The following is a 21,652-nucleotide window of genomic DNA, read 5'->3' on the forward strand; positions in this document are numbered from 1 at the left end:
CTAGTGCGGCGAGGCTTCGGTGAACGTCGGCGACGCCGGCGCCTCGGCGCCGATCGAGCGCAGCGTGAATTCTTCGATGCCCAGTTCGGGCGGCAAGGGGACCGGCTGCTCGCCCTTGCCCAGCTCGCCCACCGGGCTGGTGCGAAACAGCGCGATCAGCGCGATGAACAGGCCGCACAGCACGGTGCGCAGCGTCGCCGCACCGCGCACGACGATCTTATCGGTAGACAAGATACGCTTGAAATACCCCGCGATCTTCATCGCCATCCCCTGGATGAGTCAACTCTGCCATGACTTATACCAGCGACAAAGTGCTGCCTGGCTGATCTGCTTCAAACGCGCGCATCACTTGTTGGCCGCGCGTTTCAGCCAGCGCATCAGCGCCCCCACCAGCGGCAACTTTTGGTACAGTTCCTCGGCCGCATCCCAGTAGTCGCGGTGCATGACAACGGCGCCGCCGTCGTCGAAGCGGATGTGGGTGGAGCCGCGGATGCACTGGCGTTCGCGCGAGAAGCGTTTCATGCGGAACGTGAAATCCCAGACCAGGAAGGCGTCGTCGCCTTGCAGGACGCGGGTGCCGACGGCGAAGCGCGGCGCGTCGACCTGCTCGTACATGTGGCGAAAGATCGCCGTGATCGGCACGATGCCGCGTACCTCGTTGAACGGATCCTTGAACCTTGCGTCGGGCGCGTAGATCGCCGGCAGCTGCGACAGCGATTCGAGGCTGAGCGTTTCGTAGAAGCGTACCAGCCGGTCGAGTTGTTCCTGGTGTTTCATAGCCCCGTCACCTTGTGGATCAGCCAGAAGTATGCACGGTACGGCAGCAGGCGCGCAAGGCGCATGCTGTTGGTGAAGCGGCGCGGGAAATGCACGTGGAACTGGCCGTGTTCGATCCCTTCGAGCATCGCCGCCGCCGCTTCGTCGGCGCTGATAATTGCCGGCATCGGGAAGTCGTTGTGGGCCGTCAGCGGCGTGTCGACGAAGCCGGGATTGATCTGGTAGACGGCGATGCCGCGCGGGCGCAGGTCGAGGTACAGCGACTCGGCCAGGTTGATCAGCGCCGCCTTGGTCGGCCCGTACACCAGCGCCTTCGGCAAGCCGCCGAAGCCTGCCACCGAAGCGACGATGCCGATGCCGCCGGCGCCCTGGCGCAGCAGCACCGGCAGCACCGCGTCGAGGCAGTTGAAGGCGCCGCGCAGGTTCAGGTCGACCATCGCGTTGGCCGCGTCCAGGTCGAAGCTGTCGGCGCGCATCTCGTTGTAGCCGCCGGCGACCACCAGCACCAGGTCGATGCCGCCCCAGGCGGCGATGATGGCGTCGCGCGCGGCCAGCACGCTGGCATGGTCGGTGACGTCGAGCGGCAGCGCCAGCGCGTTGGCCGCGCCGGTCGCCACCGCGTCAAGCCTGGCGGCGTTGCGGGCCGACAGCGCCACCCGCGCGCCTTGCCGCAGCAGCCGGGCGGCGGCGGCGGCGCCGATGCCGGTCGAGGCACCGATCATCCAGACGCGCTTGCCCGACCAGGAGTCGATGCGCGGATTCATCGCTTGGTGAACGACAGCGTCACGTGGCCCAGGTTGACGCCGAATTTGCTCATCGCGGTCCGGTTCAGCATGACCTTGTCGTCGATCAGGAACATCCAGTCTTCCATATCGACGTTGTAGACCTTGTCGCCGACCGGTTGCGCCAGCACGTACTTCCAGCGCAGCGCGTTGCCGGACTCGATTCCTTCGGCGACGCCGATGACGTCGGGCGCGGTCGCGGTAAAGGTTCCGGGGCCGGTCTTGCGGATGGTCCAGACGCGCTTTTGTTTGGTGCCGTCGGAGTAGGTGAAATCTTCGTCGAGCGTGCCGGTGTCTCCCACCCAGCTGCAGCGCATCACCACGACGAAGCGCTTGACGACGTCGCCGGAGCGGTCCTGGAACATGCCGTGGGCGTCGAGAATGCCGTTGAAGTAACGCTGGATGTCAAGGCGCGGGGACTCCTTCGCATACTGGTCGGGCTTGGGCGACGAGCAGCCGCCAAGTACCACGCCGAGCGCCGCGCCGAGCGCCAGCGCGCCGATAAGTCGTTTGGTATTCATGGTATCTCCTTTTAGATTAACAATCGCGCAGCGGCGCGCGCCACAGCATGGCGGCGGCCGTCAGTTTCAATGCACATGGCAGCAGCGCGTACGCCGCCGCCAGCGCGCCTACCGCACCCTGCCCGCCCGGCACGTAGCCGAACCAGCCAAGCAGCGGCAGCGCAATGCCGGCGGCCAGCGCCAGCGTCAGTTGCACGCCCCAGTTCCACACGCCGAAATACGCCGCCTCGCGCGAGCCCCCATGGCCGGCCTTGCCGATCACGCCGGCCAGCAGGGCCGGCGGCAGCGCCAGGTCGGCGCCCAGAGCAATCCCCGACAGCAGGCAGATCGCGCCAAAGCCGACCGCGGCGCCAGGCGCCAGGCCGAACGCCCAGACGAACACCAGCGCCGAGGCAAGCATGGCGCCGGCCCACACGCGCGCTTCGCCAAAGCGGCGCGCCAGCGCGACCCACAGCGGCAACGACAGCGCCGCGGCGCAGAAGTACAGGATCAGGAAGGGGCCCGACATGGCGGCCAGGCGCAGGCGGTCGGCGGCAAAAAACAGGAACAGCGTGGCCGGGATGGCCGACGCCACGCCGTTGACCAGCAAGACGGCAAACAGCGCGCGAAAGCGCGGCTGGCGAAACGGCATGACGAGCGCGCTCCATTCGAGCGGCGCGGCGGCGGCGGTGGCGGCGGGACGGTCGGCCTTGGCCAGCAGCAGCGCGCCGCCAAGGCCCAGCGCCACCGCGAACGCCAGCGCCAGGGCGTCGTAGCCGGCGGCGGCGGTGACGCCGGCGGCCAGCACCACGCCAACCAGGCCGCACGCTTCGCGCACGCCGGTCACGCGGGCGCGCTCGCTCGGTGCATGCGACAGCGCCGCGCCCCAGCTCTGGTGGGCGATGGTGGCCAGGCTGAAGCCCAGGTAGACCAGCATCAGCGTGGCGCCGAACCAGGCCAGCGTGGCGCCCGCCGCCATGGCCGGAGGGTGGAACAGCGCAATGAAGCTGGCCAGCAGCAGCGGCAGCGCCAGCGCGACGTAGCGCGCGTAGGCGCCGCCGCCGCGCTCGATCCACCAGCCGAGCAGCGGATCGATGAAGGCGGCGACGATGCGCGCAACGAGCAGCGCGGCGCCGATCAGCGCCAGCGGCAGGCCGGCGCGCACGGCATAAAACTGCGGCAGGTAGACGTAGATGGGCAGCGCCACCATGGCCAGCGGCAGGCCGAAGAAGCCGTAGTACAGCAGCTTGGGCAGCCCGAGCGCCTTCACGGCGGCGGCGCGGCGTTGGCCAGCAGCGCGGTGCGCAGCGCCGGCGCGGTGGTGGCGGGATCGAGCCAGATGCCGAAGAAGGCACGGGCGAATGCCGGGTCGGCGACAGTGCCGAGCGGCTTGCCGTCGAGGTAGAAGCGGGCGCCCTCGCCCGGCACGTTGACGCCGGTGATGCTGCTGCCTTCGTTCACGTCGGGGAACAGCGCCGTCATCCGGGCCAGCCACGCCTGGCGCTGGGCGGCGCTGCCGGCGCCGATCCTGGCCATCTGTTCGGCGCTGGCCTGGGCGATCTTGGCGCCATCGAGCTTGCGCGCGTAGCGCAGCTCGAGGGCGAACGGCGCCTGCGGCTGATAGCCCTGCGGCCCGACCCACAGCTCGGCCGAGTAGATCTTCATGGTGAACCAGGTGAAGGCGCCGGCGCCCGCCAGGCGCGCCTGCGGCACCGACTGTTCGACGTGGCCGGGGACGGCGGCGGCCTGCGCCAGCGCGCACGCGCACGCCAGCGACGCCAGTGCGACCAGGCGGCGCAGCACCATCATTTCTTCACCAGCGTGAAGTGCATGACGTTGGTGTTGCCGGCCCTGAAGGCGGCCTCGCAATAGCACAGGTAGAACTCCCAGGTCAGGATGAAGCGCTCGTCAAAGCCCTGCGCGCGCACCGTGTCGAGCCGCGCGTGGAACACCTTGCGCCAAGCTGCAAGCGTATCGGCGTAGTCGATGCCGAAGCTGAACCGGTCAACCACTTCCAGGCCATGTTCGGCGGCCAGGCTGGCGAACCTGGATGGCGACGGCAGCATCCCGCCGGGGAAGATGAACTGCTGGATGAAGTCGGTGCCCTTGCGGTAGCGCTCGAACAGTTCATCGGCGATGACGATGGTCTGCACGCAGGCGCGCCCGCCGGCATTGAGGCTATTGGCGATGCATTCGAAGTAGCTTGGCCAGTAGCTTTCGCCGACCGCCTCGAACATCTCGATCGACGCCACCGCGTCGTAGCCGCCGACGCTGTCGCGGTAGTCGCGCAGGTGCAGGTCGACCTGGGCGGTAAGGCCGGCGGCGTCGATGCGCTCGACGGCGTATTGCAGCTGCTCGGACGACAGCGTGAGACCGGTGACGTAGGCGGCGCGCTCGCGCGCCGCCATTTCGGCAAATCCGCCCCAGCCGCAGCCGATTTCCAGCACCCGCGTGCCGGGGGCGATCTGCAGCTGGTCGAGGATGCGGCGGTATTTTTCGGCCTGCGCCTTCTCCAGGTTGGCGCCGCTCGCCGCGTTGAACAGCGCGCTCGAATAGGTCATCGACGGATCGAGCCACAACTTGTAGAACTGGTTGCCGATGTCGTAGTGGGCGTGGATGTTTTTCAGGCTGCCTGCCTTACTGTTGCGGTTGAGCAGATGCTTGATGCGGTAAGCCAGGCTGCCCCACCAGCTGCCATACACCAGCGCTTCGATCTCGGTGCGGTTGCGCGCCAGCAGTTCGATCAGGCCGGCCAGGTTACTGGTGCTCCAGTCGCCGGCGATGTAGGACTCGGCAAAACCGATGTCGCCGGCGCGCGCCGACTGGGTAAACAGGTTCCAGTTCTTCAGCTCCAGCGCGATCGGCGCCGCGCCGTTTCCGAAGTGGCGCACCTCGCCGTCGGGCGTGCGCAGCGCCAGCGCGCCGTGCTGCAGGTTCGACATGAGCTTGAGGAAGATGCGCGCCGCCGCCGGCGCCGGCGACGCGACGATCGCCTGGCCGAGGGTATGGATGGAGTCGGAATTCATCGGGTTACCTTGTTTTCGGGTGGAGCAGGTTGGGAATGGAACGGCACGCGCTTGAGCCAGAGGCGCAGCGCCTGTATATGGATGCGGGCGACGACGCCGAACGTCATCAGCGGGTAGGTGAAGAAGGCGATGGCGACGCGCGCGCTGGTGACCGGCGCGCCGCTGCCGGAGACGCTCGTTTGCAGCAGCAGCTCGCCGGCGGCGTCCTCGTGGTCGATGCGCGCAAGCGTCGCTTCGGCCGCGCCGCGCCGCGAGCGCATGAAGCGGAAGCGGTAGCTGCCGTCGACGGCAAAAAACGGCGACACGTGGAACACCTTGCGGGCCGTGATCTCGGCGCCGTTGGCCAGGTCGCCGCCGTTATCGAGCAGGTAGAAGTGGCGCTCGCCGAAGGTGTTGCGCACGTCGCACAGCACCGCGCGCAGGCGGCCGTCGGCGCGGTGGCAGAACCAGAACGAGACCGGATTGAAGACGTAGCCGAGCACGCGCGGCATCGCCTGCAGCCACACTTCGCCGTCGGCATCGAGCACGCCTTCGCGCGCCAGCAAGACGTCGATCCATGCGGCCAGCGGCGTGCTGCCGTCGCCGTGGTCGGCATCGTGGAACGACAGCAGGTTGAAGCGGTTGCGCGAAAACAGCGCGCAACGCGGGCTGCCGGCGCCCATCGCGCGCAGCGGCAGGCGCAGATAATAGGCGCGATAGGCGAACGCGTTCGCCACCGGCCGCACGCGCTTGTGGCGAACCTGGCCGAAGCACAGCTGAGGCGCCGGCGCGGCGCAGCCGTCAGGCCGCATGCTGGCGCGCCGCCATCAGCAATGTCAGCGACGCCGCCACCGCCAGGCCCGACTTGAGGCCATCTTCGTGAAACCCATAACCGGTCCAGGCGCCGGCAAACCAGGTATTCTGCGCGCCCTGCATCTGCGCCAGCGCGCCTTGCGCGGCCACCGCCGCCTGGTCGAACACGGGATGGGCGTAGTCGAACGACGCCAGCACGCGCGCCGGATCGGGCGCGTCGATCGGGTTGAGCGAGACGATCACCGGCGTGGTGCAAGGCAGCGGCTGCAGCATATTGAGCAGGTAGTGGACGCAGACGTCGGGCGTGGCCGCGGCGGTGCTCTGGTAGTTCCACGCCGACCAGGCTTTTCGGCGCGCCGGCAGGCAGCTCGCATCGGTGTGCAGCACGGCGCGGTTCTGCTGGTAGCGGATCGCCGACAGCAGGTCGCGCTCGTCGGCGCGGGCGTCGCCCAGCAGCGCCAGCGCCTGATCGCTGTGGCAGGCCATGACGACCTGGTCGAAGTGCTCGACGCCGGCGTCGGTCTCGATGCGCACTGCGCGCGCGCCGCCGCTGACGCGCAGTACCGAGCGCACCGGGCTATTCAAGCGGCACGACGGGATCGCCGCCAGCATCTTGTCGACGTACTTGCGCGAGCCGCCCCTGACGGTGCGCCACTGCGGCCGTCCGCTGACCTGCAGCAGGCCGTGGTTGTGGCAGAAGCGCACGAAAGTCGACAGCGGAAACGCCAGCATCTGGTCCGACGGGCACGACCAGATGCAGGCGGCCATCGGCAGCAGGTACCAGTCGCGAAACTGCGCGCTGTAGCCTTGCTGGTCGAGCCAGTGGCCAAGCGCGGCGTCGGGCATGGCGGCGCCCTGCGCCATCGCGCCGGCCTCGCGGTTAAAGCGCATGATGTCGCCCAGCATGCGCAGAAAGCGCGGGCGCAGCAGGTTGGCGCGCTGGGCGAACACGGTGTCGAGATTGGCGCCGGCCCATTCGAGCATGGCGCTAGCGCCGAGCGGCAGCTTGACCGAGAACGACATCTCGCTGGGCGCGGTATCGACGCCGAGCTCATCGAACAGCTTGATCAGGTTCGGATAGGTGCGGTCGTTAAAGACGAGAAAGCCAGTGTCGACGCCGAAACTGGCGCCGTCGAGCGTGACGTCGACGGTGTTGCTGTGGCCGCCAAAATAATTGCCAGCTTCGAGCAAGGTCACGTCGGCCGACGCCTGGGCGAGCCGGTACGCGCACGACAAGCCGGCGATGCCGGCGCCTATCACCGCTATTTTCATGCCAACCCGCCTTCATTGATGTATCTTTGTCGTGGACAAACCATATGGAGTGCCCATAATCCACGAAAAGTCAATCGTCGTCAATTGTTTGTCCTAGACAAACGAGTCGGGAGATGATTAGATAGTCATACCTTGTCGCTACCGGCAGCGCAACAGGGGCTGCGCAGTCCATAACGAACGGAAGCAATCTTTATAGGCGTACAAGATCCGATGCATTTGTCGTATTGACGTCATCTCAATGTAGAATGCAGACAGCCGCCTACAGAGCGGCGATGTCCTGAACAGGAACCGACACTTTGACCGAGCCCGACATGACCAGCGCCCCCCTCCCTGCCGTACTGAGCAGCATTAGCGACGTCGAACGCGACATCGGCGTTGCCAAGGAAACCCTGCGGGTGTGGGAGCGCCGCTACGGCTTCCCGCAGCCGCGGCGCGACGCCAACGGCGAGCGCGCCTACCCGGCCGACCAGGTGCACCGGCTGTCGCTGGTCAAGCGCCTGCTCGACCAGGGTTACCGTCCGGGCAAGATCATGGCGCTCGGCACCGAGGAACTTGCTGAACTGGGCAGCAAGCTAAGTCCGGCGACCCCGCATCGCGGCCTGGACGACCCGGAAATCCGCGCCTGCATCGCGCTGCTGCGCTCGCACAAGATGGCTGAACTGCGCCAGCGTCTGTCGCAGTCGATCCTGCTGATGGGGCTGCAGCGCGGCGTGACCGAACTGATCGCCCCGCTGACCTCGGCCGTCGGCACGTCCTGGGCGCGCGGCGAACTGGCCGTTTTCGAAGAGCACCTGTTCGCGGAACTGCTGCAAGGGGTGATGCGCAGCGCCATCTCCGCCGCTACCCAGCACGCCGGTCACGCGCTGGCGACGCCGCGCGTGCTGTTGACCACGGTGCCGCAGGAACGCCACGGCCTCGGCCTGCTGATGGCCGAAGCGCTGCTGGCGCTGGAAGGGGCGCACTGCGTCTCGCTCGGCGTGCAGACGCCGCTTGGCGACATTGTCGAAGCAGCTCTGTCGCAGCGCGCCGACATCGTGGCGCTGTCGTTTTCCGGCGTCACTTCGCCGCGCGCGGCGGTCGACAACGTCAACGAACTGCGCACCCGGCTGGGCGACCGTGCCGAAGTGTGGGCCGGCGGCGCCGGCGTCGAAGCGGCGCGGCGCCATCTCAATCCTGCCAACGTGCTGAACCTGGGCGGCATTCCGGCGGCGGTGGCGCGCTGGCGCGCCCAGCACGGCGCGCTTGCCGCTTAAGCAACGCATGCGGCGAAGCATCGCCCTGCTCTGGTAAAATACCGGCCAGTCGATTCGTCGTGCCCGGCAGCGCCGGTCATGTGCATGCAGCGCCCGCCCCTAGACATCCATGTTCAGTTTTTTCAAGAAGAAACCGCCTGTTCCCGAGACAGCACCGCCGCCACCCGAGCCGGTCGTGACCGCCATTGAACCTGGCGTAGTGCCTGCCGCGCCTTCCACGCCTTCGCGCCGCTACGGCACCACGTCGACTTTCATTGCGCCGCCGCGCGCGCCAGCGCGGCCGGATCGGCTGCCTGTGCCGGCGCCGGCGCCGCTGATCGTCGAGACCGCCGAGCGCCTCGGCGGCAGCGAAGCCGAGCGCAAATCGTCGTGGATGGCGCGCCTGAAGGCCGGCCTGTCGAAGACGTCGTCGAACCTCAGTTTGCTGTTCGTCGGCGCCCGCATCGACGAAGACCTGTACGAGGAACTCGAATCGGCGCTGCTGATGGCCGACGCCGGCATGGACGCGACCCTGTTCCTGCTCGACGGCCTGCGCCGCAAGGTCAAGGAAGACAAGCTGCTCGACGCCGCCGCCGTCAAGCGCGCGCTGAAGGTGCTGATGACGGACCTGCTGCGCCCGCTCGAAAAGCCGCTCGAACTGGGCCGCCACGCGCCGCTGGTGATGATGATCGCGGGCGTGAACGGCGCCGGCAAGACCACCACCATCGGCAAGCTGGCCAAGCACATGCAACAGTACGACCAGTCGGTGCTGCTGGCCGCCGGCGATACCTTCCGCGCCGCCGCCCGCGAGCAACTGATGGTGTGGGGCCAGCGCAATAACGTCACCGTCATCTCGCAGGAATCGGGCGACCCCGCCGCGGTCGCGTTCGACGCCGTGCACTCGGGCAAGGCGCGCGGCATGGATGTGGTCATGGTCGACACCGCCGGCCGCCTGCCGACCCAGCTGCACCTGATGGAAGAACTGAAAAAAATCAAGCGCGTCATCGGCAAGGGCATGGACGGCGCACCGCACGAGCTGCTGCTGGTGATCGACGGCAATACCGGCCAGAACGCGCTGGCGCAAGTGAAGGCTTTCGACGACGCGCTCGGCCTGACCGGCCTCGTCATCACCAAGCTTGACGGCACCGCCAAGGGCGGCGTGCTGGCGGCGATCGCGCGCACCCGCCCGGTACCGGTGTATTTCATCGGCATCGGCGAGAAAATCGAAGACCTGCAGCCATTTAACGCCGACGAATTCGTCGAAGCGCTGCTCGGATAGGACCACATGATCGAATTTCGTTCTGTCTCAAAACAGTATTCCGCCCACGCCATCGCCTTGCGCGAAGTGTCGCTCGACATTGCCAAGGGCGAACTGGTCTACCTGGCCGGTCCGTCCGGCGCCGGCAAGTCGACCCTGCTGAAGATGATTGCCGCCATCGAGCGGCCGACGTCGGGCTCGGTACTGGTCAACGGCCAGGACATCGGCAAGCTGCGCAAGGAAGGCACCCCCTTCTTGCGGCGCAACCTCGGCCTGATCTTGCAGCAGCAGAAACTGCTGAACGACCGCAACATCCTGGCCAACACCATGCTGCCTTTGTTGGTGACCGGCGCCTCGAAGGCGCAGGCCGAGCAGCGCGCCCGCGCCGCGCTCGACAAGGTCGGCCTGCTCGAGCGCGCCAAGGCGCTGCCGCTCGAGTTGTCCGGCGGCGAGCAGCAGCGCGTGTCGATCGCGCGCGCCATCGTCAACCGGCCGCAGATCATCCTGGCCGACGAGCCCACCGCCAACCTCGACCGGGCCAGCGCCGACAAGGTGCTCGACGCCCTGCGCGCGTTCCACGCGGTCGGCGTGACGTGCATGATTTCCACCCATGACGAATATGTACTGGACGGCGCGGCGCGCGTGATCCATCTCGACCATGGCCAGCTGGTGCAGGAGCAATCATGAAGAGCTGGCTGCGGCAACACCGTTTCGCCATGATGGCGGCGCTGGGCAACCTCGGCAAGTCGCCTGGCAGCTTCCTGTTCAACGTGGTGGTGGTGGCGATCGCGCTGGCGCTGCCGTTTGCCGGCATCACGCTGCTCGACAATGTGCGGCCGATGTCGGAGCAGCTGTCGGTCGATCCGGAAATCAGCCTGTTCGTCGACGCCGGCACCACCCGCGAGCAGGCGCAGGCGCTGGCGCCGTCGCTGCGCGCGGTGCTCAAGGACCACAACGCGAAGATCGTGTTCGTGCCGCGCGAACAGGCGCTGGAGACGCTGAAGGCCAAGAGCGGCCTGTCCGACGTGCTTGGCACGCTGGGCGAAAATCCGCTGCCCGACAGCTACGTCATGACGCTGGGCGGTTTCAATAGCGCCGCCGAAGCGAGCAATGTCGACGCGTTGGCCGACCAGCTGCGGGCGCTGCCTGGCGTCGAAACGGTGCAGGTCGATTCGGCCTGGGTGCGGCGCCTGGCCGCCCTGCTCGGCGTGCTGCGGCTGGTGCTGCTGCTGCTGGCGCTGACGCTCGGCATGGTGGTGATCGCGGTGGTGTTCAACACGATCCGCCTGCAGGTGCTGACCCAGCGCGACGAGATAGCCGTTTCCAAGCTGATCGGCGCGACCGACCTGTTCATTCACCGGCCGTTCTATTACACCGGCGCCCTGCTGGGCCTGTGCGCCGGCGCCGTGGCGCTGGGCGCGGTGGCGCTGGCGCTGCTGCCGCTGAACACGGCGATCGCCGAATTCGCGCGGCTGTACGCCAGCCAATTCCAGCTGACGCCCTTGGCGCCGGCGGCGATCGCCGCCCTGCTGGCCGTCAGCGCCGGCCTCGGCCTGGTCGGCGCCGTGCTGTCGGTGCAGCGCCACCTGGCGCGCCTGCACTAACAACGCTGGGGTCAGGTTGTTGAGCAGGGTGCGTTCTCGTACCGGGCGCCTCCCCTGCGGCGTCTATCGTATACTTGATCGGCGCCACAACCGCGACCTTTCCCAAGAACAACACGTTTGGTTCGATCCAGTTCAGTAGAGGACGATGCCCGTGCTCTACAGTGTTAACGCCGCAATTAGATACTTACAAGCAATTTAATCGCCTATCAGGATCATAGTTCCTGGCGATTGGCACTCTATCTAAGAGAGTGCTAAACTATGTTTGCTGACGGGGAAACACAATCACCACCGTCGGCACCAGGGAACAAACGCTGTGACCGCGCCGGGGAATTTCTCCTCCAGGCCGACGATCCGGCACTACTACATGACGAGGCAACTACATGACGACGATGACCGCACAATCCGCATTGGTACCAACCGCCAATCGCGCTTTGGGCCTGGGCTTCACGGGTAACCTTGGCAATATCGACGCCTATATCTCGGCGGTGAACCGCCTGCCGATGCTGACGCACGAGGAAGAGATTTCGCTGGCCAAGCGGCTGCAGGAACAGAACGACCTCGGCGCCGCGCAGGAGCTGGTGCTGTCGCACCTGCGCCTGGTGGTGTCGATCGCCCGCGGCTACCTCGGCTATGGCCTGCCGCACGCCGACCTGATCCAGGAAGGCAATATCGGCCTGATGAAAGCAGTCAAGCGCTTCGACCCGAACCAGGGCGTACGGCTGGTGTCGTACGCGATGCACTGGATCAAGGCCGAGATGCACGAGTACATCCTGAAAAACTGGCGCCTGGTCAAGGTTGCCACGACCAAGGCACAGCGCAAGCTGTTCTTCAACCTGCGCAGCAACAAGGTTGGCCTGGACGCGATGACCCCGACCCAGATCGACGCGCTGGCCAAGCTGCTCGACGTCAAGCGCGAAGAAGTGATCGAGATGGAAACGCGCCTGTCGGGCCGCGACATCGCGCTCGAATCGCCGACCGATGATGAGGACGACAAGTTCTCGCCGATCGCCTACCTGTCGTCGGACCTGTCGGAGCCGACCAAGGTGCTGGAAGCGGAGCAAGTCACGCGCCTGCAATCGGAGGGCCTGGACACCGCGCTCGGCAAGCTCGACCCGCGTTCGCGCCGGATCGTCGAAGCACGCTGGCTGGCCAACGACGACGGCTCGGGCGCCACGCTGCATACGCTCGCTGAAGAGTTCGGCGTGTCGGCCGAGCGCATTCGCCAGATCGAGTCGGCCGCGCTGAAGAAGATGAAAGGCGCGCTGAGCGCATTCATCTAACCGGCTGCATGCCAGCACAAGAAGGCGCCTGTTACAGGGCGCCTTTTTTCATGTCGAAGTGCGTTACCATGCTGGCATTGTCCATGCGGAATACACGATGAAACGAATCGCCCTGTGGGCCAGATTGCTGTGCGTGTCGGTGCTCTACAGCCTGGCTGGCTGCGCCGGCACGCCGCTCGACCAGCCGCTGCGTGGCGGCAGCTTTCCGCTGGCCGAACGCCAGGCCGTGACGCTGGCGCCCGGCGTGGCGGTGCGCTACGACAGCTTCGCCGACAGCCGCTGCCCGACCGGCGCAATGTGCATCTGGGCCGGCAAGGTCAGCTACAACTTCACGCTCACCAGCAAGGCAGGCGCGGAGAAATTTGCGCTCGATTACGAGGGCGAGCAGTACGTTTCCACGACGCTGCCGGACCTGCGCTTCGGCATTTCGTTTGCCGGCGTGAAGCAGCGGCCGCTGGCCGAACATGCCGTCGTGCTGGAAGTGGCCATCGGGCACAAGTCGCAATAGCAACGTGTCAGCGCTTGCTTCCCGCGGGGAATGCCGGCGGCGCCTGCACCATGCAGCGCCAGCGGCGCCAGACGAACAGCGTGATGGCGATCGTGCCGGCCAGCGCACACCAGGCCCATACCTGGCCGTCGAACTTGCCGCGCACCGCCGCCGGCACCAGGAACAAGGCCGCGCCGGCGCCAACGGCGAGCAGCACCGGCTGCAATCGGTCGGCCACGACGCCGCGCGCATAGTCGCGCAGCAGCACGCCGGCCAGCACCAGCGCGGCGCCGCACACGGCCAGCGCGCGCAGCACTTCGCCGCCGGTCGCGCCCAGCACCCACAGCATCGCCAGCGTGACCACGCTAGCGAACGCCCACATCGCGCAAAATCGGGCGAGCAGGTATCGCGCCAGCGCGCGGTTGAGCTCGCGCGCCATCGGCGCCGCCGGCGACAGGCGCACCAGGCGCTGCTCGGCGGTGCGGCCATAGCAGCGCGCCGCTTCGATGAAAGTCATCATCGCCAGGCCGAACAACACTGTGCTCAACACCAGCGCGCGCGTCATCGTCAGCCGTGCGTGGGCGGTGCCGAGGCCCTGCACTTCGATCAGCACGCGGATCGCCACGCATACCACCACCAGCACCGCCAGCCAGGTGCGCGCGCCGCTGAAGGCGGCGGGACCAAGCACGCGGGTGAACGGCGGCTGGCGGCGCTGGCCGTCGATGCGGATTTCGCGGTGTACCGGCGCGCTCACTGCGTCACCTCGACAAACAGATCGGCCAGCGTCAGGTGCTCGATGCGGATGGCCGGCTCGCGTTCGGCCAGCGCCAGCAGCTCGCCGCTGGCCGCGCTGGTGACGATCTGCGTGATGCCGTCGAGATCCTTGGAGCGGCGCAGCTCGCCGCTGACGGCGAAGCGGTCCAGCAGGCGGCCCGGCCCGGTGACGCGGCGCGCGCTTTGCAGCAATTCGTCCAGCCCGCCTTGCAGGGCAATCTTGCCGCTCTTCAGGAACGCCACTTCCGACGCCACCCGCTCGAGATCGGACAGCACATGGGTCGAGAACACGATGGTGGTGCCGCGCTCGATAAAGCCGTCGAACAGCTCGCGCAGGAAGTCGCGCCGCGCGGCCGGCTCGAGGGCCGACATCGGTTCGTCGAGCACCAGCAGCTGCGGGTCATGCGCCAGCGCGCGTACGATCGACAGGCGCTGCTTCTCGACGGCCGAGAGCTGGCTGATCGGCCGCTTGCGCATGATCTTGTCGAAGCCCCAGCGCGCCAGCAGACCCTCGACCTTGGCGCCGTTCCAGTGCGGGTACAGCGTCTTGAAGTAGTCGAGCATCTGCAGCGGCGAGAGCCAGTCGAACAGGTCGCAGGTGTGCGGCACGTAGGCCAGTTTCGCCCGCGCCTGCGCCGACAGGTTGGCGACCGGCTCGCCGAACACGGTGACGGCGCCGCCGTCGGTTTCCTGCAGCCCCAGGATGCAGTCGAGCAAAGTGGACTTGCCGGCGCCCTTGCGTCCCAGCAGCCCGATCACCTGGCCAGGCAGGATCTCCCAGTCGAGCTGGTCGAGGACCGGCTTGCTGGTGAAATGTTTCGAGATCGACGCTATCTGGATGATCGGTACGGTCATGACGCTTCTTTCAGTATTCTCGTGAACAGGGCAAGCACGATATCGGCATCGAGTTCGAGTTGGCGCGCCTCGCGTGCGGCGCGTTCCAGCGTCGGGCGCAGCAAGTCGATGCGGCTGGCCACGCTGGGGCGGGGCTCCGGCGCCTCGGCCACGAGCATGCCCACGCCGCGCCGGCGCGTCAGCAAGCCTTCCGTTTCCAGGATGCCGTACGCTTTCGACACCGTCATCGGATTGAGCGCCAGCGCCTGGGCGATCTGGCGCACCGACGGCATCGCGTCACCGGGCGCGAGCTGTCCGCCGGCGACCAGGCGCCGCGCCTGGTCGACCAGCTGCCGATAGATCGGCTCGGACGCACCGGGGACGATCGAAAACAGGTGGGCAGAGTGGGCAGCCATGATGTCGCGCTGTATTATTTGACTAATACAGTAATCATATCAAGGTGACATGTCAAGAAAAACCGGCTCGCGGACTGCGATTTGCTACATCGTGAAAATTTTCAATCTCGCCGGAGCTGTCCATGACCCACCAGCCGTCAGCGCATGAGTCGGAGGAAATCGGCACGGCACAGGGCCGAACGCGATTGTGGCATGCATGGCATTAAAATTGGTTGAAAAAAACAACGATACAATACCTCCAACACCAAACTGAAAGGTCTGCCAATGCGAATTATTCGCAGCCAGGAATTTACCGCCGAGCGCGCCTGGGGCGCTGACGATATCGCCAAATGGAACCACGACCCGCCTGCATTGGACCGACCAGCCGTACAAGTGGCATGTCAACGATGGTGAAGAGGTATTTGCAGTCCTGGACGGAACCGTGCACATGCATTATCGGGAAGCGGGCATCGAACGAGTCGTGACCCTGGCGGTTGGCGACGTGTTTTTCGCTGGAGCCGGATGCGAGCATATGGCCCATCCGCGCGGCGAGGCCCGGATTCTGGTCGTTGAACGCGAGGGCAGCGTTTGATTGACTAACGATCAGCACCAAAAAAAGCAGGTCCGGTGTTAGCGGACCTGCTGGCGGTATTGCAAGCGCACTGGAAATTACAGATGCGGCGTGATCTGCGGCATCAGGTCGTCAAAGGTGCGGCCGCTGCCGTTTTCGCCGATCGCGTGCATCTTCCACTCGCCGCCATGGCGGTACAGCTTGGCCATGATCTGCGCCGTATGCGCGCCCTGCACCGACAGGTCGTAGCGCGCCACTTCCTTCTGGTTGGCGGCATTCAAGATGCGGCAGTAGGCATTCTCGACCTGCGAGAAGTTCTGGCCGGTGAAGCTGTTGACGGTGAAGATCAGCGACTTGACCGACGCCGGCACGCGCGACAGGTCCACTTCGATCTGCTCGTCGTCGCCGTCACCGGCGCCGGTGCGGTTATCGCCGGTGTGGACGATGCTGCCGTCTTTGCTCTTGAGCTGGCGGAACCAGACGTAGTCGACCGGCTTGTTCGATTCGTCGAACATGACGCACGACGCGTCGAGGTCGACGCTCTCGGTCTTGCTGCCAAAGCCGAACAAGCCCTTCGACTTGATCGCGTCCCAGCCGAGGCCCATGACGATGCGCGTGAGCGCGCCGCCGGCTTCCTTGTCCAGAGAGATTTTCTGGCCTTTTTGCAAATTGACTGACATGTGAGACTCCTGGTTGTTTTTAACGCGCGCCCTGCTGGGTCCAGGCGCGAAATGCCGCCCGGTTGCGCGAACACACATACACTTTGCCACGCCCGGAAAAGCGCAGCACGACGCCCTCGCCGCTGGTCTGGCTGTTGACCAGGTTGCCGAGGAAGCCGCCGCTGGTGCCGGTCGTGATCGAGATTTCGTAGCGCAGCGTGCTGTCCCAGCACACCACGTGCGAATTGTCGATGATGGCGTCCTTGCCCGGCTCGACGTCGAGTGCCGACATCGAACCGAAACCGGATACCACCACCTGGCCGCTGCCGGACGTTTCAGTGACGAAGAAGCCGCCGCTCTGCGCAAACAGCGCATTGCCGACGCTTTGCGTGCGCACCTTCAGGTCGACTTTGGCACTGGCGGCGACAAAGGCGCCGTCGCTGATGATGTAGTTGCTGGCGCCGACATCGACAATCTGCATCGCACCTGGCAGCGTCGGCGACAGCAGGCAATCGCCGTCGCCGCGCACCGCTTCGATGTGCTGCTGGAAGAACGATTCGCCGTTGGCAAAGGTGCGCATCAACGCGCTGCCGAGGCCGCCCTTCATCTTGCCCTTCAGGTCGAGCGTCGACTCCATCATCACCATCGCATCGGACTCGCAATAGATGGTTTCACCCTTGGCGAGCGAGACGTGGAGGAACGGATCGACATCTCCCGTCACTGTAAACTCTGGCATACCGAGCCTTTCTGTGGAATGGAAGTTTGCAGCCCGTGCCGCCTGGCGCCGGCTGCAACCCTTGCTGCGATTTAAACGTTGACGCCGAAGTTCTTGGCGAGGGGGCCGAGGCCGCCCTTGAAGCCCTGGCCGATCGCCTTGAATTTCCAGTCGGCGCCGGCGCGGTAGACTTCGCCGAAGATCATGGCCGACTCGGTCGAACCGTCTTCCGACAGGTCGTAGCGGGCGATTTCCTTGCTGTCGCCGGCGTTGACGGTGCGAACGTAAGCCTTCGACACCATGCCGAAATTCTGCTTGCGCGCTTCGGCGTCGTGGATGGTGACGCAGATGGCGATCTTCTCGACATCGGCGGCCACTTTCGACAGGTCGAAGTTGATGGTCTCGTCGTCGCCTTCGCCGGCGCCGGTGGTGTTGTCGCCGGAGTGGACGACGGCGCCGTCGACCGACTTCAGGTTGTTGTAGAAGACGAAGTCGGCGTCCGAGCGGACCTTGCCGGCGGCGTCGAGCAGGAAGATTGCACCGTCCAGGTCGAACGCGGCGCCGTCGGTGCTGCGCGCATCCCAACCTAGGCCGACGAGCAGCTTGGTGAGACCGGGAGCTTCTTTGCTCAGGTTGACGTTACCGCCTTTTTGCAGACTGATAGCCATTTGTATATCTCCTGGTAAATGAGTTAAAAACAATGAGAACTAATTGAACACCGTGTAGTTTGACACACGCAGCAAACCGGTGTTCGTCCGTTTGCCGCGGGTTCCTTGCGCAACGCTTATGCCGACGCTTCGCTCAGTTTTTGCTGCTTCTTGTACCGCAACGACGACCACAGCGAGGCGACGATGAAGGCCACGCCAATCAGGCCGGTGAACAGTTCAGGCACGTGGTACTTCATACTTGCCAGCATGATTACTGCCAGGATACCGATCGCGTAGTGGGCGCCGTGTTCCAGATACACGTACTCGTCGAGCGTGCCCTTCTTGACCAGGTACACCGTCATCGAACGGACGAACATTGCGCCAATGGCCAGGCCGAGCATGATGATGACGACGTCCGAGGTGATCGCAAAGGCGCCGATCACGCCGTCGAAACTGAACGAAGCGTCGAGCACTTCGAGGTACAGGAAGGCGCCGATACCGCCGCGCTTGACCACTTCGCCAGCTTCTTCCTTCTCAAGCATGCTGGAGATCACGTCGACGCCGACGTAGATCAGGATGCCCCACAGGCCGGCGATCAGCACGACCATCTTTTGCGCTTCGGCGACCATGCTCAGGCTGGCCATCAAGGTACCAAGCGCGATCATCACGGCGATCGACGAGACCTTGCCGAACGAACCGATCTTCTCTTCGAAGTGGCCGAGCCAGTGCACTTCTTTCTCGTCGTCGAGCAGGAAGTTGAGGAACACCAGCAGCAGGAACATGCCGCCGAACGCCGCCACTTCAGCGTGGTGGGCCGTCAGGTGGGCCGAGTACGCTTTCGGATCGGACAGTGCCAGGTTCCACACTTCCATCATGCCGAGGTCGGCCGCCTGGGCGACGATCACCAGCGGGAACAGCAGGCGCATACCGAACACGGCGATGATGATGCCGACGCCGAGGAACAGCTTTTGCCAGAATTCATCCCACGTCTTCAGTACCGACGCGTTGACCACCGCGTTGTCGAACGACAGCGACACTTCCATGATGCCCAGGATACTGGCGATGGCCAGCGCGGTGAGCGCACCGGACCAGCCGGTGTGCGAGTATCCCCACCAGCCCGCGGCCGCGAGGCACAGGAAGGTGACGATGAATGAAATCCTGAAATGCTTCATTGGTATTCCCCTCAGTTATGTAATTTGATAGCCAACATTATAGTTCCACTGCAGCCGGTTGAAAAAGGGAAGATAATCGAATAAATACTTCGTAAAAGCAGAACAATGAAAAACACCGGCATGAACTTTCGGCATCTATATTACTTCTGGGTGGTCGCCAAGGAAGGCGGCATCACGCGCGCATCCGAACGGCTCGGGCTGGCCGTGCAGACCATCAGCACCCAGTTGGCGCTGCTGGAGCAGTCGCTCGGCAAATCGCTGTTTTCCCAGCAGGGCCGGCGCCTGGTGCTGAACGAATCGGGCGAACTGGCGCTGGCCTACGCCGACCAGATCTTCATGCTCGGCGAGCAGATGCAGGAAGCGCTGGGCGACGCCGACAGCGACAAGACCCGGCTGACGGTCGGCATTTCAGACTCGCTGCCCAAGCTTACCGCTTTCCGGCTGCTGGAGGCCACCACCGCGCTGGCACGCCCGGTGCGCCTGGTCTGTTTCGAGAACAAGTTCGAGGCGCTGCTGGGCGACCTGGCGCTGCACAAGCTCGACCTGGTGCTGACCGACCGCCCGGTGCGCTCCGGCACCACCTTGCGCGTGTTCAGCCACCAGCTGCTCGAAAGCGGCACGATGGTGGTCGGGGCGCCGGCGCTGGCCGCGCGCTACAAGGCAGCCTTCCCGGCGAACTTGAACGGCGCGCCGTTTTTGCTGCCAACACGCAATAATGACCTGCGCGGCAAGATCGACGAATGGTTCGAGCAGCAAGGGGTTCGCCCGGACGTGGTCGGCGAGTTCGAGGACAACGCGCTGCTGAACACGTTTGGCCGGCGCGGCCTTGGGCTGTTTTTTGCCACCGCCGCCCTCGCCTCCGAGGTCAAGGCGCAGTTCGGCGCCGTGCTGATCGGCCACGTGCCGCAGGTGCGCGAGCAGGTGTACGCGATTTCCAACGAACGCAAGATCAAGCATCCCGGCGTCGAGGCGATCCTCGCCTCGGGCCGGCAGGATGGGTCGAAGCCGGCGTGACCGGTACAATGCACTGGTATTTTCATGCTCGCAACCCCGGGGTCAGTGCCGACAAACGGACACGGACTGATCCATGAAGGGGCTATAGCGCCGAGGTCGTGTCCGAATGTCGGCACTGACCCCGGGGGTTCTTTTTGTCCGTAACTACCAATTTATGTATAACTTCCTGTTACTCCTGCTGGCCCTGTTTCTCGTCGTACTCAACGGTTTTTTCGTCGCCGCTGAATTTAGTATCGTCAGCTTGCGCAAGACGCGCATCCGCGCCATCGCCCGCACCCAGGGCATGCGCGGGCGCATCCTGGCCAAGGTGCACAACCAGCTCGACGCCTACCTGTCGGCCTGCCAGCTCGGCATCACGCTCGCGTCGCTGGGCCTCGGCTGGGTCGGCGAGCCGGCTTTTGCCAGCCTGCTCGAGCCGCTGTTCCTGATGGCCGGCGTCACCTCGCCCGCCGTCATCCATGGCGTGTCGATCGTGTTCGCCTTCAGCGTGATTTCATTCCTGCACATCGTGGTGGGCGAACTGGCGCCAAAGTCGCTGGCGATCCGCAACCCGGAAGTGGTCGGCCTGTGGAGCTCGGTGCCGCTGTACGCGTTTTACTGGGCGATGTATCCGGCCATCTGGGTGCTCAACGGCAGCGCCAACATGGTGCTGCGCATGGCCGGCTTGCATGGCAAGGGCGGCCACGACGCGCACTATTCGACCGAGGAACTGAAGCTGATCCTGCGCACCAGCCAGCCAGGCGAAAAATTTACCCGCGACGAGCGCCACATCCTGGCGCAGTCGCTCGACTTCAGCCACCTGCAGGTGTCGGACCTGATGCGCCCGATTAACGAGGTGATTGCGCTGCACGCGAGCAAGTCGCTGCAAGAAAACCTCGAGACGGTGCGCCGCAACCGCTTCAGCCGCTATCCGTATTTCGACGCCAACGGCGAGGATGTGCTCGGCGTGATTCACCTGAAGGACCTGTTCTTCGCGCAGCAGGCGGGCCGCCCGATCAGCGACCTGACCCAGTTCCTGCGCCCGGTGGAGACGATGTCGGCGCGCACGCCGGCGCAGGACATGTTCCGGCGCTTTCGCGACGGCGCCCCGCACTTCGCGCTGATCGGTGAAAAGGGCAAGCGCCCGGTCGGCTTCATCACGCTCGACAACCTGCTCGGCGCGATGGTCGGCGAGATCCGCGATGAATTCCGGCTCAACGAGAACGACTGGCTGCGCCAGACCGACGGCACGCTGGTCGGCAAGGCCAGCCTGCCGATCTTCTCGCTCGAGCGCATCCTCGGCATCGACATCAACAACGAGGAGCTCGGCCTGGACGAAGTCGAATCGGTCGGCGGCCTGCTGATGGTCAAGCTGGGCGATATTCCCAAGCAGGGTCAGCGCATCGAGTTTCCGCGCTTCGACATCGTCGTCAAGAAGATGAACGGGCCGCGCATCGTGCTGGTGAAGGTGATCCCGCAGCTGCAGCGCGAGGTCGATACCGACGACCTCGACTGACCGGCGGCTAGTCCAGCTCGGACTCGGCTTCCTCTTCGAGCGGCTCGGCGGCGAGCACCGGTTCGCTGTCGGCCTCGTCGTCCGCTTTCAGGTTGAGCGCTTCGTCGGGCTCGAAATCATCGTCGTCCTCGAGCTCGTCGCGCTCGCCGCGCATCATCACGGTGGCCGAGCGCAGCGGCGCCTTGCGCGGCGCCTTCGATTCGTCCGCCCACGACAGCATTGCATTGACCATAATTTCAAATTGCTGCATTTCCACGGCGGCCTCCAACGTTGAGTTCGTCTGAAAAGAATATGCCTGCCGGCACCGGCACGTTTGATCTAGCGCAGATTCGTGGACGTCGCCAGCGTTTGCTCTCAGTGTCCCGG

The 21,652-nt window shown here is 65.3% G+C and carries 25 protein-coding genes and 1 pseudogene; 9 read left to right on the forward strand and 17 right to left on the reverse strand.

Annotation, left to right across the window (positions count from 1 at the left end; all coding sequences use genetic code 11):
* The 9 genes from ACP7DD_RS03975 to ACP7DD_RS04015 form a co-directional block, all read right to left on the reverse strand.
* Positions 1–261, reverse strand: coding sequence for a hypothetical protein (locus ACP7DD_RS03975; RefSeq protein ID WP_426173411.1), 261 nt, complete (start codon positions 259–261; stop codon positions 1–3).
* Positions 262–345: 84 nt separating this feature from the next.
* A complete protein-coding gene (locus ACP7DD_RS03980) occupies positions 346–777 on the reverse strand; it encodes a nuclear transport factor 2 family protein (RefSeq protein WP_426173412.1) in 432 nt (143 codons plus the stop codon).
* Positions 774–1,541 carry an SDR family NAD(P)-dependent oxidoreductase gene (locus tag ACP7DD_RS03985; RefSeq protein WP_426173413.1) on the reverse strand — a complete coding sequence of 256 codons (768 nt, stop codon included), beginning with the start codon at positions 1,539–1,541 and terminating at the stop codon, positions 774–776. Before ACP7DD_RS03985 ends, ACP7DD_RS03980 begins: the two co-directional genes overlap by 4 nt.
* Positions 1,538–2,080, reverse strand: coding sequence for a DUF3833 domain-containing protein (locus tag ACP7DD_RS03990; protein ID WP_426173414.1), 543 nt, complete (start codon positions 2,078–2,080; stop codon positions 1,538–1,540). Before ACP7DD_RS03990 ends, ACP7DD_RS03985 begins: the two co-directional genes overlap by 4 nt.
* A gap of 16 nt (positions 2,081–2,096) precedes the next feature.
* Positions 2,097–3,329 (reverse strand): MFS transporter, encoded by a 1,233-nt coding sequence (locus ACP7DD_RS03995; RefSeq protein WP_426173415.1) that lies wholly within the window; start codon positions 3,327–3,329, stop codon positions 2,097–2,099.
* Positions 3,326–3,868 (reverse strand): chalcone isomerase family protein, encoded by a 543-nt coding sequence (locus ACP7DD_RS04000; RefSeq protein WP_426173416.1) that lies wholly within the window; start codon positions 3,866–3,868, stop codon positions 3,326–3,328. Before ACP7DD_RS04000 ends, ACP7DD_RS03995 begins: the two co-directional genes overlap by 4 nt.
* The gene (locus ACP7DD_RS04005; protein WP_426173417.1) at positions 3,865–5,085 is read right to left on the reverse strand and encodes a class I SAM-dependent methyltransferase; all 1,221 of its coding nucleotides are present in this window, start codon (positions 5,083–5,085) and stop codon (positions 3,865–3,867) included. The genes ACP7DD_RS04000 and ACP7DD_RS04005 overlap by 4 nt, the downstream gene beginning before the upstream one ends.
* Positions 5,082–5,876: a DUF1365 domain-containing protein gene (locus ACP7DD_RS04010; protein WP_426173418.1), complete on the reverse strand. Its 795-nt coding sequence runs from the start codon at positions 5,874–5,876 to the stop codon at positions 5,082–5,084. Before ACP7DD_RS04010 ends, ACP7DD_RS04005 begins: the two co-directional genes overlap by 4 nt.
* On the reverse strand, positions 5,866–7,149 hold the full coding sequence (locus ACP7DD_RS04015; RefSeq protein WP_426173419.1) for an NAD(P)/FAD-dependent oxidoreductase: 1,284 nt from the start codon (positions 7,147–7,149) through the stop codon (positions 5,866–5,868). The genes ACP7DD_RS04010 and ACP7DD_RS04015 overlap by 11 nt, the downstream gene beginning before the upstream one ends.
* A gap of 311 nt (positions 7,150–7,460) precedes the next feature.
* Between ACP7DD_RS04015 and ACP7DD_RS04020 the strand changes: the two genes are divergently transcribed.
* The 6 genes from ACP7DD_RS04020 (at position 7,461) to ACP7DD_RS04045 (ending at position 13,031) form a co-directional block, all read left to right on the forward strand.
* Entirely contained in the window at positions 7,461–8,402 is a 942-nt protein-coding gene (locus ACP7DD_RS04020) for a MerR family transcriptional regulator (protein WP_426173420.1), read from the forward strand.
* Positions 8,403–8,511: 109 nt separating this feature from the next.
* A complete protein-coding gene (gene ftsY / locus ACP7DD_RS04025; protein WP_426173421.1) occupies positions 8,512–9,660 on the forward strand; it encodes a signal recognition particle-docking protein FtsY in 1,149 nt (382 codons plus the stop codon).
* 6 nt (positions 9,661–9,666) lie between these two features.
* Complete coding sequence (locus ACP7DD_RS04030; protein WP_426173422.1) at positions 9,667–10,326, forward strand: cell division ATP-binding protein FtsE; 660 nt, start codon at positions 9,667–9,669, stop codon at positions 10,324–10,326.
* Complete coding sequence (gene ftsX, locus ACP7DD_RS04035) at positions 10,323–11,243, forward strand: permease-like cell division protein FtsX (protein ID WP_426173423.1); 921 nt, start codon at positions 10,323–10,325, stop codon at positions 11,241–11,243. The genes ACP7DD_RS04030 and ftsX overlap by 4 nt, the downstream gene beginning before the upstream one ends.
* A gap of 380 nt (positions 11,244–11,623) precedes the next feature.
* Positions 11,624–12,523 (forward strand): RNA polymerase sigma factor RpoH, encoded by a 900-nt coding sequence (rpoH, locus tag ACP7DD_RS04040; protein ID WP_426173424.1) that lies wholly within the window; start codon positions 11,624–11,626, stop codon positions 12,521–12,523.
* 97 nt (positions 12,524–12,620) lie between these two features.
* The gene (locus tag ACP7DD_RS04045; protein WP_426173425.1) at positions 12,621–13,031 is read left to right on the forward strand and encodes a hypothetical protein; all 411 of its coding nucleotides are present in this window, start codon (positions 12,621–12,623) and stop codon (positions 13,029–13,031) included.
* A gap of 7 nt (positions 13,032–13,038) precedes the next feature.
* Here the strand turns inward: ACP7DD_RS04045 and ACP7DD_RS04050 are convergent, their stop codons facing one another.
* Genes ACP7DD_RS04050 through ACP7DD_RS04060 form a run of 3 tightly spaced genes read right to left on the reverse strand, consistent with a single transcriptional unit; the run spans position 13,039 to position 15,034 of the window.
* Positions 13,039–13,764, reverse strand: a complete 726-nt coding sequence (locus tag ACP7DD_RS04050; protein ID WP_426173426.1) for a hypothetical protein — start codon at positions 13,762–13,764, stop codon at positions 13,039–13,041.
* On the reverse strand, positions 13,761–14,639 hold the full coding sequence (locus tag ACP7DD_RS04055) for an ABC transporter ATP-binding protein (RefSeq protein ID WP_426173427.1): 879 nt from the start codon (positions 14,637–14,639) through the stop codon (positions 13,761–13,763). Before ACP7DD_RS04055 ends, ACP7DD_RS04050 begins: the two co-directional genes overlap by 4 nt.
* The gene (locus ACP7DD_RS04060) at positions 14,636–15,034 is read right to left on the reverse strand and encodes a GntR family transcriptional regulator (protein WP_426173428.1); all 399 of its coding nucleotides are present in this window, start codon (positions 15,032–15,034) and stop codon (positions 14,636–14,638) included. Before ACP7DD_RS04060 ends, ACP7DD_RS04055 begins: the two co-directional genes overlap by 4 nt.
* A gap of 264 nt (positions 15,035–15,298) precedes the next feature.
* Here ACP7DD_RS04060 and ACP7DD_RS04065 point away from each other — a divergent pair.
* Positions 15,299–15,605: pseudogene (locus ACP7DD_RS04065) on the forward strand (cupin domain-containing protein).
* A 77-nt stretch (positions 15,606–15,682) separates the two neighbouring features.
* Here ACP7DD_RS04065 and ACP7DD_RS04070 read toward each other — a convergent pair.
* The 4 genes from ACP7DD_RS04070 to ACP7DD_RS04085 all read right to left on the reverse strand — a co-directional run bounded on the left by ACP7DD_RS04070 (position 15,683) and on the right by ACP7DD_RS04085 (position 18,777).
* Positions 15,683–16,264, reverse strand: coding sequence for a TerD family protein (locus tag ACP7DD_RS04070; protein ID WP_426173429.1), 582 nt, complete (start codon positions 16,262–16,264; stop codon positions 15,683–15,685).
* 19 nt (positions 16,265–16,283) lie between these two features.
* Positions 16,284–16,979: a TIGR00266 family protein gene (locus ACP7DD_RS04075; RefSeq protein ID WP_426173430.1), complete on the reverse strand. Its 696-nt coding sequence runs from the start codon at positions 16,977–16,979 to the stop codon at positions 16,284–16,286.
* A gap of 71 nt (positions 16,980–17,050) precedes the next feature.
* Positions 17,051–17,626: a TerD family protein gene (locus tag ACP7DD_RS04080; protein ID WP_426173431.1), complete on the reverse strand. Its 576-nt coding sequence runs from the start codon at positions 17,624–17,626 to the stop codon at positions 17,051–17,053.
* A gap of 116 nt (positions 17,627–17,742) precedes the next feature.
* Complete coding sequence (locus tag ACP7DD_RS04085; RefSeq protein ID WP_426173432.1) at positions 17,743–18,777, reverse strand: DUF475 domain-containing protein; 1,035 nt, start codon at positions 18,775–18,777, stop codon at positions 17,743–17,745.
* Between the two features lie 105 nt (positions 18,778–18,882).
* Here ACP7DD_RS04085 and nhaR point away from each other — a divergent pair, with 105 nt between their 5' ends.
* Both nhaR and ACP7DD_RS04095 read left to right on the forward strand, forming a co-directional pair.
* Complete coding sequence (gene nhaR / locus ACP7DD_RS04090) at positions 18,883–19,791, forward strand: transcriptional activator NhaR (protein ID WP_426173433.1); 909 nt, start codon at positions 18,883–18,885, stop codon at positions 19,789–19,791.
* A gap of 154 nt (positions 19,792–19,945) precedes the next feature.
* Positions 19,946–21,286, forward strand: coding sequence for a hemolysin family protein (locus ACP7DD_RS04095; RefSeq protein ID WP_426173434.1), 1,341 nt, complete (start codon positions 19,946–19,948; stop codon positions 21,284–21,286).
* Positions 21,287–21,293: 7 nt separating this feature from the next.
* Here the strand turns inward: ACP7DD_RS04095 and ACP7DD_RS04100 are convergent, their stop codons facing one another.
* Positions 21,294–21,542 carry a hypothetical protein gene (locus ACP7DD_RS04100; RefSeq protein WP_426173435.1) on the reverse strand — a complete coding sequence of 83 codons (249 nt, stop codon included), beginning with the start codon at positions 21,540–21,542 and terminating at the stop codon, positions 21,294–21,296.
* Positions 21,543–21,652 lie beyond the last annotated feature (110 nt).

It is taken from the genome of Massilia sp. TWR1-2-2 (assembly GCF_049897565.1).
Classification (GTDB): Bacteria; Pseudomonadota; Gammaproteobacteria; order Burkholderiales; family Burkholderiaceae_D; genus JAFCUW01.

Bases quoted from the DNA above. Each gene is read 5' to 3' on its own strand.
- ACP7DD_RS03975 (WP_426173411.1), bottom strand. From the start codon at position 261: ATGAAGATCGCGGGGTATTTCAAGCGTATCTTGTCTACCGATAAGATC.
- ACP7DD_RS03980 (WP_426173412.1), bottom strand. From the start codon at position 777: ATGAAACACCAGGAACAACTCGACCGGCTGGTACGCTTCTACGAAACG.
- ACP7DD_RS03985 (WP_426173413.1), bottom strand. From the start codon at position 1,541: ATGAATCCGCGCATCGACTCCTGGTCGGGCAAGCGCGTCTGGATGATC.
- ACP7DD_RS03990 (WP_426173414.1), bottom strand. From the start codon at position 2,080: ATGAATACCAAACGACTTATCGGCGCGCTGGCGCTCGGCGCGGCGCTC.
- ACP7DD_RS04000 (WP_426173416.1), bottom strand. From the start codon at position 3,868: ATGATGGTGCTGCGCCGCCTGGTCGCACTGGCGTCGCTGGCGTGCGCG.
- ACP7DD_RS04005 (WP_426173417.1), bottom strand. From the start codon at position 5,085: ATGAATTCCGACTCCATCCATACCCTCGGCCAGGCGATCGTCGCGTCG.
- ACP7DD_RS04010 (WP_426173418.1), bottom strand. From the start codon at position 5,876: ATGCGGCCTGACGGCTGCGCCGCGCCGGCGCCTCAGCTGTGCTTCGGC.
- ACP7DD_RS04015 (WP_426173419.1), bottom strand. From the start codon at position 7,149: ATGAAAATAGCGGTGATAGGCGCCGGCATCGCCGGCTTGTCGTGCGCG.
- ACP7DD_RS04020 (WP_426173420.1), top strand. From the start codon at position 7,461: ATGACCAGCGCCCCCCTCCCTGCCGTACTGAGCAGCATTAGCGACGTC.
- ftsY (WP_426173421.1), top strand. From the start codon at position 8,512: ATGTTCAGTTTTTTCAAGAAGAAACCGCCTGTTCCCGAGACAGCACCG.
- ACP7DD_RS04030 (WP_426173422.1), top strand. From the start codon at position 9,667: ATGATCGAATTTCGTTCTGTCTCAAAACAGTATTCCGCCCACGCCATC.
- ftsX (WP_426173423.1), top strand. From the start codon at position 10,323: ATGAAGAGCTGGCTGCGGCAACACCGTTTCGCCATGATGGCGGCGCTG.
- rpoH (WP_426173424.1), top strand. From the start codon at position 11,624: ATGACGACGATGACCGCACAATCCGCATTGGTACCAACCGCCAATCGC.
- ACP7DD_RS04045 (WP_426173425.1), top strand. From the start codon at position 12,621: ATGAAACGAATCGCCCTGTGGGCCAGATTGCTGTGCGTGTCGGTGCTC.
- ACP7DD_RS04055 (WP_426173427.1), bottom strand. From the start codon at position 14,639: ATGACCGTACCGATCATCCAGATAGCGTCGATCTCGAAACATTTCACC.
- ACP7DD_RS04060 (WP_426173428.1), bottom strand. From the start codon at position 15,034: ATGGCTGCCCACTCTGCCCACCTGTTTTCGATCGTCCCCGGTGCGTCC.
- ACP7DD_RS04070 (WP_426173429.1), bottom strand. From the start codon at position 16,264: ATGTCAGTCAATTTGCAAAAAGGCCAGAAAATCTCTCTGGACAAGGAA.
- ACP7DD_RS04075 (WP_426173430.1), bottom strand. From the start codon at position 16,979: ATGCCAGAGTTTACAGTGACGGGAGATGTCGATCCGTTCCTCCACGTC.
- ACP7DD_RS04080 (WP_426173431.1), bottom strand. From the start codon at position 17,626: ATGGCTATCAGTCTGCAAAAAGGCGGTAACGTCAACCTGAGCAAAGAA.
- ACP7DD_RS04085 (WP_426173432.1), bottom strand. From the start codon at position 18,777: ATGAAGCATTTCAGGATTTCATTCATCGTCACCTTCCTGTGCCTCGCG.
- nhaR (WP_426173433.1), top strand. From the start codon at position 18,883: ATGAAAAACACCGGCATGAACTTTCGGCATCTATATTACTTCTGGGTG.
- ACP7DD_RS04095 (WP_426173434.1), top strand. From the start codon at position 19,946: ATGTATAACTTCCTGTTACTCCTGCTGGCCCTGTTTCTCGTCGTACTC.